11 protein-coding genes are annotated in these 14,783 nt (G+C 33.2%); all 11 read right to left on the reverse strand.

All coding sequences use genetic code 11. The annotated features are described in order from the left end of the window. Nucleotides 1-129 precede the first annotated feature (129 nt). Nucleotides 130-432, reverse strand: a complete 303-nt coding sequence (locus BMW63_RS12420; protein WP_074723795.1) for a hypothetical protein — start codon at nucleotides 430-432, stop codon at nucleotides 130-132. 14 nt (nucleotides 433-446) lie between these two features. After that, nucleotides 447-1,211 carry a nucleotidyl transferase AbiEii/AbiGii toxin family protein gene (locus tag BMW63_RS12425; protein WP_074723796.1) on the reverse strand — a complete coding sequence of 255 codons (765 nt, stop codon included), beginning with the start codon at nucleotides 1,209-1,211 and terminating at the stop codon, nucleotides 447-449. Beyond that, nucleotides 1,205-2,194 carry a hypothetical protein gene (locus BMW63_RS12430; RefSeq protein ID WP_074723797.1) on the reverse strand — a complete coding sequence of 330 codons (990 nt, stop codon included), beginning with the start codon at nucleotides 2,192-2,194 and terminating at the stop codon, nucleotides 1,205-1,207. The genes BMW63_RS12425 and BMW63_RS12430 overlap by 7 nt, the downstream gene beginning before the upstream one ends. Before the next feature lie 149 nt (nucleotides 2,195-2,343). Continuing rightward, a complete protein-coding gene (locus BMW63_RS12435; protein ID WP_074723798.1) occupies nucleotides 2,344-3,102 on the reverse strand; it encodes a metallophosphoesterase in 759 nt (252 codons plus the stop codon). Nucleotides 3,103-3,182: 80 nt separating this feature from the next. Then, nucleotides 3,183-3,674 (reverse strand): hypothetical protein, encoded by a 492-nt coding sequence (locus BMW63_RS12440; RefSeq protein WP_074723799.1) that lies wholly within the window; start codon nucleotides 3,672-3,674, stop codon nucleotides 3,183-3,185. Between the two features lie 166 nt (nucleotides 3,675-3,840). After that, the gene (locus tag BMW63_RS12445) at nucleotides 3,841-4,650 is read right to left on the reverse strand and encodes a hypothetical protein (RefSeq protein ID WP_074723800.1); all 810 of its coding nucleotides are present in this window, start codon (nucleotides 4,648-4,650) and stop codon (nucleotides 3,841-3,843) included. 69 nt (nucleotides 4,651-4,719) lie between these two features. Continuing rightward, entirely contained in the window at nucleotides 4,720-6,597 is a 1,878-nt protein-coding gene (locus tag BMW63_RS12450; RefSeq protein ID WP_074723801.1) for an SIR2 family NAD-dependent protein deacylase, read from the reverse strand. A 9-nt stretch (nucleotides 6,598-6,606) separates the two neighbouring features. Continuing rightward, nucleotides 6,607-9,858, reverse strand: coding sequence for a type ISP restriction/modification enzyme (locus tag BMW63_RS12455; RefSeq protein WP_074723854.1), 3,252 nt, complete (start codon nucleotides 9,856-9,858; stop codon nucleotides 6,607-6,609). Between the two features lie 715 nt (nucleotides 9,859-10,573). Beyond that, the gene (mobC, locus tag BMW63_RS12460) at nucleotides 10,574-12,574 is read right to left on the reverse strand and encodes a conjugal transfer protein MobC (RefSeq protein WP_074723856.1); all 2,001 of its coding nucleotides are present in this window, start codon (nucleotides 12,572-12,574) and stop codon (nucleotides 10,574-10,576) included. Between the two features lie 104 nt (nucleotides 12,575-12,678). Next, complete coding sequence (gene mobB, locus BMW63_RS12465) at nucleotides 12,679-13,995, reverse strand: conjugal transfer protein MobB (protein WP_074723802.1); 1,317 nt, start codon at nucleotides 13,993-13,995, stop codon at nucleotides 12,679-12,681. Continuing rightward, nucleotides 13,992-14,438, reverse strand: a complete 447-nt coding sequence (mobA, locus tag BMW63_RS12470) for a conjugal transfer protein MobA (RefSeq protein WP_139174238.1) — start codon at nucleotides 14,436-14,438, stop codon at nucleotides 13,992-13,994. The genes mobB and mobA overlap by 4 nt, the downstream gene beginning before the upstream one ends. Nucleotides 14,439-14,783 lie beyond the last annotated feature (345 nt).

Here is a 14,783-nt window from a genome sequence, read left to right on the forward strand (position 1 = left end):
ACTGGAGTAGCTGAACGAAGCAAAGAGAATGACAGGAGTGAGACCTATTGATTACCTAAATTGTCTCTTAGAACGTTTATGCTATTGAGTTAAATTGGTAATCGTGTTTACCATAGTTTCTAAATTCTATTATTTCTTTCGTTGAAGATAAAGTGTCAGAACTGCAATGTATGTTGTCAACGATATATTGAGCCAAAATTGCCAATTTACAATATCTATGATGCTGACGATTAGTAGGATAGTAGCGATAACACATAATACCATGCCGCTTTTTTGTCGTTTTTTAGTTTTTTTGACTGGAGTGAATTGTTTATTTTTAAAACCAGTGTTGTAAATGTTCACTCCACTATTAATCACATGATTTGTATCATTGTCAATTATAGCCCAACCAATTGAATTTGTGCCCAAATCAAGTCCTAAATACTTTCCCATTTATTTTTTTATTTTTAAATATTAAAAGCACTAATTAATTGTTCAAATAACTCCTTTACATTCACATTTCCTGCACCCATTTCTTTAAAAATTTGTTTGTCTGGCAAATCATTCTTTACTGCTTCAGCAAAATTTGCTATATCCGTTTTTATACTTGTTGGAATTGCAAAGTTATCTTCGGGAGCTAGTAGTAATAACAATCTGAAAACATCCATTTTATGTTTTCTTAATTGTCTTTCATCAATTTTTTCTCCGTTTTCTTTGCGCGTTTTATAATCGAGGAATGCTTTGGCTTTTAAACCTATTAAAGCTTCACTATTGGCGAGATGTATACCGTTATCTAATTGACTGTGTAGTATGGTGAAGTTATAATAATCATCATCCATCAATATGGCTGATAAACTTGAAATTTCAGTGTTAACAGGAATAGGGGTTAAATATGTTTCTTCATTTAAATCTAATAAATCAGGTATTCTTGAGAATAATTCAATTTGAAATGGAAATTCTTCTGCTTTTGGTTTTTGGAAACGATAGTACTTTCTGTCTTCTTCACTTTTCTCTTTGACATCATAATTTCCTTGCTTTATAAACTCCCAAAAATGAGTTGCAAATTCCGGGCTTAATGCTTCAATGACTAAAATTATATCAATATCTTTTGTTGCTCTTGGTGTAAGACCAACGTTATCAATGATAATGTCGCAAGCAGTTCCACCAATGATGATATAGTTATCTGTGAATTCTTTGAAATGTTGTCTGAAAATTTCTAAACCTCTTACCATATGTATTTTTCTATTATTTGGTCTAATGCCATATCTGTTCGTTCATCAATAAATCCGTCTTTTAAACTTAAATATAATGACAATGGATCTACATTATTTTTCTTTGTTATTCCTTTTGTGAGTAGTTCCGGATTGTATTTCCAAACTTCTAATGCATAGTTGCCATTTTCACTATTTAGGTTTACTAAAAGATTGTTTTTTCTCAATTCGTAAAATTGTTTTTTCTCAATAGCAAAGTATTCTATTGAACTTGGATTCATATCCGTATATTCTTCCAGTGCGGTTGTGTTTGACTTAAACAACCCTTCTAGTTTTTCATCTACATAAACCGTTTTCATTACGGGATTAATACACAATCCTTCACTGTTTTTCCACAGTTTTTCAATGTCTTTTTCGAATATGATATTCTTTTCTTTTGTCCCTTCTACTTTCACTATGGCTAATCTTTTCAAGTTTTCTATTGCTTTGGTAATTCCCATTTGTGTGTATTGGAATTTCTCTGCTAGTTCCTTGAATGTATACTGGCTTAAATTATCCTCTTTGTGTAAAATTTGATATAATAAGATTAGTTGAGCTGAAGGTAGCAGTAAGACCGATTTTTGAAATGCTTTATCTTTCTCAAAATCTTGAAGATCTATTAACAATTCGGACATAAACATTTGTTTCCCGGGTATAATGAAACTTATTCTGTTTTCTACTAGCCGTTTACGGTTTATTGCGGTTATAGTGTCAGTTACTATAATTATCCGTTTTTCAAGTTTTTTTTGAATCTCAACTACTTGTTTTCTTAACTGATTTGCATTGAAAGTATCCTCTTTGTTTAGCTCCAATAAAATTAATTGATGGGTTCTAAAGGTGGTGCTATAGAACTTAAAATTACTTTTGAATACAAAAGGTAGTTTATTCAATTGTTCCTTTTTTAACTCTTTTATTTCGAGTTGTACGCCGAGTATTTGTTGAAAATATTTTTTTAATTCCTCCATAATAAACTAATAAAAATTATAATAAACTTGATAGGTTTATTATGCAAATATAGGTTTATTAAGGTAAATGTTCATTAATTAATGAATAAATATCAATTAATTAATTAATAGATAAAGTCAATTGATTACTTTACAATTTGTTGACTTATTTAAATTGAAATAATAGCTTTATCATTGAATCCAACATTTTCATTGTATTTGATGTATCCTAATTGATTGGTTAGTAGTTTTGTGTTTTCAATTTCAAAATCACCAACATTGCAATGATGATGTCCATAAATCCAATAATCGATAGTATTATTTTCTATAAAGAGATCTAAGTTTGTTGCGAAGGCTTCATTGATTTTGCTGTCGGCATATTTTTCAGGATAATTGACAAATGTTGGCGCATGATGTGTTACTACAATTGTTTTCTCATTAGCAGTTTCCTGTACTGCTTTTTTAATAAATGCCAAACTTTCTTGATGCAGGATGTTATAATCATCCGGATTGAATAAACGATTCTTGTATTTAATTACTTTAAAGTCAGAAAGACTTTCTTTAATAAGCCACTGTCTTAAAGGCGAAATGTTAGACCATAAAGTTGAAAAAATCAGATTAACACCTGAAATTTCTTTAACGCAATTGTTTACTAAAAAAATATTGTGACGGATTTGCTCCTCTAAAACACCACTTTTTTCTGTAATGTTGTAATAGTAATATTCGTGATTTCCGGGTATCCAAAAAGTCATTTTAAAATGCTCTGAAATGTAATCGAAGAAATCCTGATGTTCATCCATTAAGGCAAACGGCACTATATCACCAGCTAAAATTAGAATATCCGCTGCTGGTTTAATAGGATTTTGAACTATATACTTTTTGTTGTCTGGGAACTCTAGATGTAGGTCGGAACAATATTGGATTTTCATGCGAAGTAGGTTATTTAGTTTTTAAAAAATAAGAAATTTCCTTTTCTAAGTTAGAGAGTTTTGACGTAGATCAAAAATCTTTAATCTTCCTTATCAAAAAAATCGTCAATATCAAAATCATCTTCTTCAAACCGATCAATCTCGTTAGGAGGGATGGCTCCAGGTGGATTGAATAGACACCGTTCATCCCATATGTGGTTGTTAGTATCAAAACCATTTACCCAATCGATGAATAGCAATTTGAATTCATCGAGTTCTTTCCGGATGAGTGTTACATATTCTAAATCTTTGTAGCTTTCATAAAAACGTAAACTACCCACTTGTACATACAATTGCATGGCATGATCTCTAATAATAGCGGCGTTTTGCATGCGAATACTATATAAGTCGCCACCTTCAGCCCCAGCTATTTTAGCAGGAATGATCATTGCATTAGCTCGCATAAATTCTTTTGTATGCTGAATATACTCGTCCTCTTCGGGTAAAGAAGCCATCAAGCTTTCTACTAATTGGAAAATTAGTTCTGCTTTTTGGTAGATGGGCAAGTTTTTGGTTTTATCTAAGCGGGACATGGTTGATTGGTTATTTAGGTGTACTGGAATTTGGTTTGTAATTTTGGAACGGATTACAAATCCCCTCCATCGGAAAGTTGTATTGTAAAATAATTGTTTTTCATGCCCGACATATAACTAACATCTAAATGTACTTTTTTCATCGTTAGCTATTTAGGAACAAAAGTTACATCATATCTTTTATATCCTCAAAATCATCCATAAAACCTATTTTTATTTCATCCAATAATTTCATTCTCCATAGATATTGCTTGTCCAAAACTGATTGAGAAATAGAAATCAAACAATCTCCTAATTTTTCCAGAATGTGCTTTTCTAAACTTTTCCATGTAAATTCACTTTCTGACCCTTGACCAACACCTTCCAAAAACTTGCTTTGATCATTGACATAGTAGAGTTTGTCTCCACCTAATAAACAAGTTAATTTTGCTTTTTGTAGTCGATAATTTTTAAAACAATCTTCATCAAATCCGTTTCTTTCTTGAATTGTACTGCACAATGTCCACCAACGTGCATAATAGTCAAAATCATTACTTACTATCTTATCGTAAATAGTGAGATGGTTGTATTCATCAAATTCAAAAAAAGGTTCAAAATCGTATTCTGCTATAAGAATACCTCTTTTCTCTTCTTCAATTCTTTCATGATTGGGCAACGGTTTTGTGTCATCTGGTTCGGACCAGTTCCAATAGCTTTTCATTTGAAACAAGGCGTCACCATGTTTTTCAAAAAGCAATTTCTGTTGATAATTGCAGGAAAGCAATCTATATTTTTTTTTGAAAGGTGTTTTTTCAATACTACCCAAGGACACAAAATCTTCTTCAATGTCGTGGCCGAGCAGATCAGTGTAAACTTGGTGGCTATAATAACCAAATTCAATGGTATAACCGAAACGATTGGCCAAATCATTAGCCAATGCTTCAATACTACTTAGGTTTAAATTGTGATTGCTTAAGGTAGAAATATCGCAGCCCATAACTCTTGTTTTTAAGTCAATTTATATGATTGTGGAACTAATCTACAAGTTCGAAAATCTAATGTTTTATTAATTTGAAATAATTGTTTTTTGGTCGCTATATTGAATTTGCATTGAATTTGACTTACTCTTCAATTCTATAACTGTAGTTTTTTGATCTATTACATCTTGTTTATTAGCTATGTAAGCATCCTGAAGGATGTGATGTTTGTAGCCAATTTTAAAATCTAAACTGTGTAAATTATAAATCGATACTTCTTGATTTGAATAGAAAGACACCCATTCATTTGTGGTCGCTTTAAGCATATTATTTATTTGCTTTTCATCATAGTCATTTAAATTTAAACCGAGGAAATCAACATTTTGAAACTTTTTCTCAATGTATGTAATTATTCTTTCAACAGTCTTTTTATTTAGTTCTTCCCAAACAATATTGCTGAATTTCACAGCGAAATGTTGCTCAATTTTTTTTAGTTTCTGAAAGTAATCTAAAAGAAATTTGGCGTCAAAAGAATCTTCTTCAAATTTTATTTTATTATCGTAGGTATAAAACAGTTTGTCATCTTTAAAGAGTCTAAATTTTTGATTATTAGTTATTCTTGAAAATATATTGTAAAAGTGTAAGCCGCTTTTTACAGATGAAATCAGTTTGTTTGGAAGAATCTCAATTTTATATTGTGTATTGTCGTCATTAAAAATCATTTCTATAATTACCGTAAAGTCAACAAACATAATTTTCATTTGAGATTTGTTTTCTTCGGGATTAATTATAAAAATCTCCATTTTATAATTGTCTAGCTCAAAACCATCTTCAAAAACAAATTCAAAATTACCATGAATGTCAGGAATTTTCTTTATCAAGAATTTTTTTACATTGTCTCCGTTCGAAATTCTAATGTCATTGAAAAAATGACTAAACTCTCTAATTGTTTCTGAATCTAAAATAACATCATCAAAGCTTTTCCCTCTTAAGGCTTTTAATATTCCCTCTCTTTTATCATCAGGTAATTCAAGATTAAATTTTATTTCAGTCTTTCCTAGACCTTGTAATGAAAAAAATTTTCCAATTTGTAGAGTATTTTTACGTTTGCTAATTTGAAAATCAATTTGATTTAGTTTTCCAAAATCAAATGCAGTATCTGCGGTACCATTACCTCTAGATAACCCCGGAATATAATTCAATTTTAAATCTTCGTAGATCTCTTTAATCAAGTCTTCCCCTGTACTTTCGATATAATTAATTTTAGATTTTTCTAAAAATTTCTTCTTAACTAAATTAATAGATGGCGCGACGAAGTAAAGTTCTTTGCCGTGATCACCCAATTCACGTAAGATTCTTTCAAACAAGACCATCATATTTGAATCTTCTAAAGAGTAACCAATAAATAAAATATGGTTTGATACTAATCTATCTTTTACAGCGGTCCAAAAAACGGTTTCCGCTTTATTTTCAATGAAAAAATTATTGTAGTCAGATTTCGTAAGAATGATGTTTTTTGTATCTGATAGATCACCATGTATCTTAAACAATAATTGCTTTTTTGAATCGACAATAGAATAGTCTGAACTTCTCCGAATTACTTCTAGATTTCTGTTTGTTCTTTCAAATAGATCATCATAATTGGTAGTTATCACAGTTTTTATTTGTGGTATTTTAGCAAGTAGGTTATGAGTTTCCGTAGAAATAGGATCTTTTTGAAACTCTTTCTTTAAAATCTCAATTATGAAGTTTTTATTACCGTTTTTAAGGTTATAGATGTCTTCAGTTATTTGAAGTAAATCAGAGTTGAGTTGAACTTCATCCTGTTGGCTGGTAGTTAGCTTGTTGTGCATTATTTTAGCTAAGTCTTTGCCTGAAGGATATCCAGCATACATTGACATGCCTGCACCAGCAAATAATAATACTTCTTCTTTCCTGATTAACTCAAAAAGTCTTTCTTTTTCCATTTTTAAATATTAAATCCCAATTTTATCAATCTCCTTCATAATCCTATCCGTCTCAAATAAGGCCACAATCATTTTTTGGTAATTCAATATGTCTTCAAATGATAATTCACGCTCCTTGCGGTCTTTGAGCCATTTTTGAGCGGGTTGGTAGCCACCGATATAAAAGTTCCATGCGGTTTCTGGAACGTTATCAAAATATTGCGTGTCGTTGATGTACACACGTCCCATTAGGTAAGGTGGATCGTTGTGTGAGATGGTACTATCTTCATCAACCATGCAACGCTCTACATACTTTGGTTTCCCCACAATATTATCTCCATCTTCGGGATACTCTGTGATATAATTTTCTACTGTTTCGCTTTCTAGTAAATGCAACTGACGCAATTGACCACCGAGTTCCACTAAATCGTAAAACTTTCGTAGATCAGTAGGATAAGGCACTCGTGGAAAATCGATTTTCAAGAATTCTTTGTAAGTTTCACGATAGCTTGGCGAATGCAAAACTGCATAGATGTAATCTAGAATATTTAGCGGTGTCAATTGGTTAGTTTCTACCGTAACTCCTGCAGGAGCTTCTTCTGGTGTAAAAAACAAGACCAAACCATCTGCAAATTTCTTGACTATTTCCATGTTTAAATTAGGAACGCGCTCGTGAGTTTCTAATAGGTTTTGTTGGGTATTGGTTTCGGGATAGAGGTAGAGAGGGAATACTGTACCGCCTCCACGATAATATATATTTTGATCAGAAATTGTATTAGTGACAAATGATAAATTCCATTGCATACTACCAACTGCTTGACCTTGTCTTCCTGAGATTAAAGCAAAATTATTTCCTGATTTTAGATTTCGCATAATCCTATTTTGACTGTAAGCAAAAAAACCTTTTGAATTTCCTGTAAAAAATGTCCAGCGATTATCAAATGGCCGGTATGTAATCATTTTGAAATTACTACTTTCTTTGTTTTCTCTTAAATCTTGAATAGCTTTCGATAAAATCCAATCTCTACTATCTGCTTTAACATTGTATTTTATTTTTACTTCATTTTCATCTAAGTTTTTAAAATCTTCAATTCTTTCAGTTAGTTGTGATTTATTAAAATCAATAGAAATATTGTCGTTTTTTGAAAGTACTCCCAAAGAGTTTTCTGGGAAACAATCGATGATATGAAATCCTTTTTCATATTCAACTTGCTCATCGAAATTTTTATCTGTAAAAAAATAATTGGGAGATTCGTTTGATAATTTTTTGAAATTGATGGATTTTAATGAATTGTCCATTAGGAAATTATATTTCATTTCACGTTTTCCAAATAAATCGAAATGAAAAACTTGACCTAGTTCGTCGACTCTCTTTTTTCCTGTTTTTATAAATAGGTTTATTGAAACACCTTGCTTAATGTCAAAAATATTTGCATCTTTACTTCCGTCTGGGGCGATTTCTTTTTTAGTGTTATTGCCATGCAAATCAATAGTGTAGATCTTATCATAAGTCTTTAATAAATTCCAACGCATTCCTCTAAAAGTAGGGTTGTCTAGAAAACCATGAGGATTGATAAATGCCAAAATCCCCTCCCCATTTTTGTCAATAAAATGTTGTCCAAAACGCATGAATTTTACATAATCATCATTTATAAATTTAGAGTTTTTTTCTTTTAATTTCTCCTTTCCTCCTGGTTCTTTTTTATAATCTTCCATCAGGTTTGTAATCCATTCGCCTTTGTTGGCGCTTTCGCCACTATACGGTGGATTTCCAATCACCACCATCACAGGCGCATCACGCTTAATAGCATTAGCTTGGTCTGCTTCATCAGATAGCCACGAACTAAATAAAGTTTGGGTATCAGGATGTGCTTCTTCTAGCGAGTTGGTCAAGAAAATACGAAATCGTTGGTCGTCGGTTGGTTTATAACCTGTTTCAGTAAGCAACATATCCATTTTAAGATGTGCCATCGCATAACTCGCCATTAACAACTCAAAACCATTCAAACGAGGAATCAAGTCGTTGGTTACATATTTACTCCAAAAGCCTTGTTGTCCTTTAAATTTTTGGTGAATGTGTTTGACTACTTCTGCCAAAAATGTTCCTGTTCCTGTGGCTGGGTCTAGAATTTGTACTTTGTGAACTTCGATTTCGGTTTCTACTTCTACAATTTTCGATTTGGCTCCTGTACCTGTTTGGGTAACAGCTTTCTTTTTGATTTTAGTTTTAGAGGTGTCTGCTAATCCTTGCGGTAAGTTGAATTCGGTTTTCAAAATATCATCTACGGCACGCACAATAAAATTCACCACCGGTTGCGGTGTGTACCAGACTCCACGTGCTTTGCGCAATGCAGGGTTGTATTCGCCCAAGAAGGTTTCGTAAAAGTGTACTACCGGATCTTCTTGTTTGGTGCTTTTACCAAAATTTTTCATAATCTGAGACACATCGGTCGCTAGGAAAATGTTGACCAATTCGTCTACAATCCAAACTAAACGAGTATCCAAGTCGTAACCCGCAATGTCTTGAAATAGTTTTCGTAAGAACGGGTTCGATTTCGGGATTAAGTCGGCAGCTTCCATTCTGGAAAACGTAGGTAAGGTTGGATCATGATAGCGTGCTGCAAACATTCCATAAGCAATGGTTTGAGAGTAGATGTCTGAGAATGATTTGTTGTCAATATCGTGAATCAGCATTTGTTGAAACGATAACATCTGGGATTTTAACTGCGATCGTTTGTTCTCTACATCATCGTTGTTCAAAGATTTTTCGATAACATCAGCCATCAATCTTGCCTTTCCTGCCATCATTTGTGCCAGCTTCGTTGGCGATTTTATGCTTTGTGAAACTACTTCAGCAAAATTTTGAATAAGATTATTGAATTGTTCGAAGTTTTCGGGAAGTGGAACAATGATTCCTTCTTCTATAGTAGCAATTGCGATTTTGGTAATGAATTGTCCATCTTTATAGAAATGAAAATCCATATAATCCGTAAAAATAAGGTTCGATAATCCTGATTTGTATCGGTCAAATTGCTCTTTTAAGGTTTTGCTCTTTAAGTCTACCCCAATGTCCTTGGCTTCAATATACCCTAACGGAATGTCTTTACGAGTTAAGACATAATCAGGTGCTCCACAGGCTACACGAGCGGGTTCATTAGTCACTAAAACATCAGGCAAGATCGCCATTAATAGATTTTGTAAATCTCCACGATACGAATGTTCGCGAGCGTTTCCGGTTTGAAATAGGGTATTTATTTTGCTAATGTATTGTTGAAGGGTCATTGTTTTACTTTTTTCGGCTGGTTGTTTTATCTTTCTAATAGATATTTTAATTTGCAGCTTCATTTTGCTGGCTTAAATATTTCTTGAGAACTGAAGGCTGGAATAATGACATGGCTAACGCTTTTATTCGACTTTAAAAATAGGGATTTTTTCTGAATAATATTGGGTTGATTGTCGTGAGTTTTGAACAGCTTTAGGGAATTTAAAAGGAACTTATTATCTTTGCAGGATAGCATGTGTAAAGCCCTTGTGAATGAAGTTTTTACACATAGAAAATACTTCTTGTGGCTAGAAAATAGATTTCTGTAAAGATTTTATATTCATTTCCGGAATGTTTTATTTTTCAAGAGCCTTATCCATCAACTCCCGTTATACTCTAGAAAAACAAATTTCTTTATCTATTAATTTCCAATTGCTTACTGCAGTTAGGATTTGATTAATTATTTCGTCCATTTTTATCTAATCTAATCTGAAATATTCTCCCACACTTTTAGCTAATTTGAAATTCAACGCATCATTATCCAGATCAATGTTTATAGCTGGGCCGTATTTGTCTATAAATGAATTGAGGTCTTAGGTCTATCATAGTATCCACCCTTCTTTGGTAAAGAGAAATCCATAGTTTCGAAAATGGTCGTCAGTGTTTGAAATTAAATAATTAACAGTAGTTGATATGGATTAGTTAGATTTGCCAGATCATCGATATTCTTTTCAACTAACCCTCCTGCACCAAATGTTGTAAATCAGGATCGTTTTTTATCCGTTCCAATTCACTTTCAATAATCGAAACAATATCCCGTTTTATCTGTTTGTAATTAGCCTCAATTTTGGCTTTCATCTGATCTTCACCATTTTCATCAACGAAAGATAAGATAACAGGTATCTTTTTATATGCCTTAGTTTCTGAAGCTACTTTTTCATTATCTACAACAATTTCAGAATGGAAAATTTTCTGTTCAATGCGTTCATCAAAGTTATCTGAAACCGCTCCCACGAACATTCCTTGTGTAAGTGTAGAGATTTTAGAAGCTGGAATCAGACTGTCTAATTGTGTGGAAATCGAAGTTGATTTGTCATTTCGATTGATGGTTAGACTCTGGCGTTTCTGCAATACTTTCCCAAACCGTTCAGATAGGCTTTTGGCTGTTTCTCCCACAACCTGACCGCTAAAGATATTCCCCACAGTATTTTGGATAACTTTACTTTCCTTGTCACCATAATCACGTGTCAATTGCGAATAATCTTGAAAACCCAAACAGACCGCTACTTTATTACTTCTGGCTGTGGCTATCAAATTATCAAGTCCTCTGAAGTAAATTGTTGGCAACTCATCAATGATCACTGAGCTTTTCAATTTCCCTTTTTTATTGATTAGTTTTATAATTCTCGAATTGTACAAACCCAGTGCCGCAGAATAAATATTCTGACGGTCTGGGTTATTACCAACGCATAGAATTTTAGGCTCTTTTGGATTGTTAATGTCCAGCGAAAAATCATCTCCAGTCATAACCCAATAGAGTTGGGGCGAAATCATTCGTGACAACGGAATTTTTGCGGAAGCAATTTGTCCCTGTAACTGATCCTGCGCGCCACCTTGCCAAGCATCCATAAACGGCGATAAATAGTTTTCGAGATCAGGGTAGGAAGTAAGGATGGTAAATACATCAACATATTTCTTGTTGAGTAATTCAATGGCATGCGGAAAAGTACAGTACTTTCCATTATCATAAATTTTCAGAAACCAGATTATGGCTGCTAATAATATAATCGGAGATTCCACAAAGAAATCCCCTTGTTTTTGTATCCAACTGCGGTTTAGGTTCAGCATAATGGTATAGGCAGATTCATAAGCATCTGATATGTCTGTCATGAAATCTGGATTTATGGGATTACAACGGTGGCTTCTGCTAGGATCGTCAAAGTTGATAATATAGAACTTTGGTTTAACGATATACTTATCGCTATGCTTTAATAAATGATTGTAAGCAATTGTCGAAAGATCATCGAATTTGAAATCGTAGATATACATCGAAAATCCTTTTTCAATGTGCTGCTTGATGTAGTTATTTATAATAGCATAACTTTTTCCAGATCCCGGTGTTCCTAGAACTATAGAGGCTCGAAATGGATTTACTACATTAATCCATCCTTGATTCCATTTGCCTTTATAGTAAAATTTGGTTGGCAGATTAACGGAATATTCATTTTGCATCAATGTTGTTTCTTGCATAAAGCTTTCATTCTCATTATTAAAAACGTCATCCATGAGATTGGTGCGAAGCAAACGACTAATCCATACACCAGCTACCATCAACGAAATATAACCCACTGAGGTAGTCAAGATGTATAAAGTTATAGCCATTCCAACTGACAATTTCAATAAGGGTGTGTTGAGAAAGAAAAGTATAAATCCAATGATTAAGGCAATGTATATTTTTGTCCAACTAATTTTTTCGTTTTTTACTCCTTTTGTTCCCAAACAGCTTAAAGCTAACAACACCAGAGCAAAAATCTTGGTGTATAAGGTATGAGAGAACAGGCTTGCCGTACGCTGAAAATTACCTAGTATTTTATTGATAATTTCTAGCGTCCAACCTTTTTCTAAGAAAAAGCTATAACAAAACCAGTAAAAGTGCATCAATAATAATAGTATGCCTACCGCACGCATGAAAGCCATTATTTTGGCGAGTCCTCTTAAATCGTCTTCTCCTTGCATAATTAAAAGGTTAAAAGTTAACAGGCGAAAGTAGATCGAACGTAAAGGAATCTTTGGTAATTGGCCTCCATTGGCGTTCATTGGCATTTGTTGTCTCGCTGAAACTATTTCTTGCCGCGACGATTGTTTCGTTTCGCCTTTTTCTTCATTTGATTAGCAAATGCTTGCTCTTCATAATCTTCACCTTGAGCATTTGGTAATAAACTTCCAAGACTTTCTATAAGTCCACAATCAGTATTAGAATGTATTGAATTATTTCCATTATGAAAATCGAAAAGAGCGTGTGGTTTTTCATTTTCTGGTTTAGAATCTTTCTCTTGATTTTTGGATAAGTCTATTTTATTAATCTTACTATCATTCTGAACTTTTTGAGTTCCATCATTTTTCCATAACTCATTAAAAACGTTGGCAGATAAATTTTTACTCAATTGTGATCCATTCCATACAGTGCGAGATTCGTGGTCAATAAAAGTCATTCCGTAAATGCGTCCTTGGTCATTTCTTCGAACAATCGTATTTACACCTTGCTCTAGTAGCTGTTTCTTAAAATCGGTTTCATTATAAGAGGTATGAATGGCAACTTCGATCGTTTTTTTTAGGATCTCTTTTGCAGGTTCAGTTTTCATTTTTTCTTTCGATTGTTCGAAATGATTTTGCAAACTGTCCATACCAGCCTGTTTTCCAAAGAGAGAAGATTTAAACGGATTTGTTGCTTTTTCTCCTTTTTCATCCAATACAAAATAAACGAGTCCTTGCTTAGTCCGACCTTGAATTTCACCTGTTATTTGTTCGGCAGTGATATTGAATAGTGAAAGTAATGCGTTATATGCTCCTAAACTTTGATACTTATAATACTTTGGTAAATGCCGAATTACCGATGCTATTTGACTTTTTACATTGGCTTCTTTGTAGTCAACGGGTTTAAAAATAACTTCTTTTGAATTGTGGTTCTTTTCAGTAGCAGGAAGCAATTGATATTTTTGTTCCAATTCGCGACAGGCATTCATAGAACGTAATTTTTCATAGGAATCAGGTAACTTTTTACCGTAACGATCTACGCAGGTCGAAACGATATGTATGTGGGTTCGCTCAATATCAGTATGTTTAAATACTACATACGGTTGGTCTCCATAGCCCATAAGTTCCATATAATCTTTAGCTATTAGTTTAAAGTTTTCATCACTAACGTTGTCTTTTGGATTTGGATTGAGTGAGATATGCAAAACAGGTTTTTCTGTTCTTTTATTTGCCATTAAATAAGGTTCAAAAGAGCTGTATAATTGGTTAACAGTAAACTGTCCATTGACTGTTTCTCTTATTCTATTGTTCGCTAGTATTGCTCCATTTTCTTGGTCAACTTTTAGTTGATTATAAGAAAGCGCGCCAATTATATTTGCTCCACGACCAATTTTAGCTATCATTTTTCTTCTTTTTTTAAATGTTTTAATTCAAACTCAGCTGTTAATTGAGTGATAGCGTGACATAACTGAACTAATTCTATTGTTTGTTTTTCCAATTTAAAGAGGTAAGCTGCTGCTTTCTTTTCAGAAAAATTGCGGTATAATATCTTCACAATTTGATTGTAATTAACACCAACCGCACGAAACTGACCATATAAAGTGGTTAAGCGCATATAATAATCCATTGCCGCCATATCTACTTTTACCGTTTTTATTTGCTTTTCAAATAGTACCGAAGTAATAAAACGAGCTTTATTGTCTAATCCAGAAGCATCAAAAAGCGAAAGGAATTTAGCATTTTCCTGATCCGTTAAACGAAAAACATAACGATGAATGCTAGGATCCTTTTTGGGATTCCTACCGCCTTTATGTTGTTTTTTGTTCTCTTGATTCTCCATCATCATTCCAATTTTAATTTTTAGAAAACCCCGACTTCGGAGGGAGTTTTAGCCCCGCCGCGGCGGGCAAGTTGTTTTGAGGCACGGAATTCATTTCGAGTGCCTCAAAACACAACTTGCTCTGTTCTGGTGAACAGATAATCCGCCCGCCTGCCGGCGGAACTAGATTTAGTATAGCAGGGAAAAAACGGCTTTAGGCCGTTCCAGTTCTTATCCAGATATTGATTTGATCCTTTCATTGGTTCATTGATTTTCTCCTTTTACAAAGTAAGTCATTGAATTTTTTAAAGTTATGCCTGTAGGATTAGACAAATCGTGTCACTAAAAGCCAAGAACAACCACAATGTTAAA

The organism is Flavobacterium frigoris (genome assembly GCF_900111075.1).
GTDB lineage: Bacteria > Bacteroidota > Bacteroidia > Flavobacteriales > Flavobacteriaceae > Flavobacterium > Flavobacterium frigoris.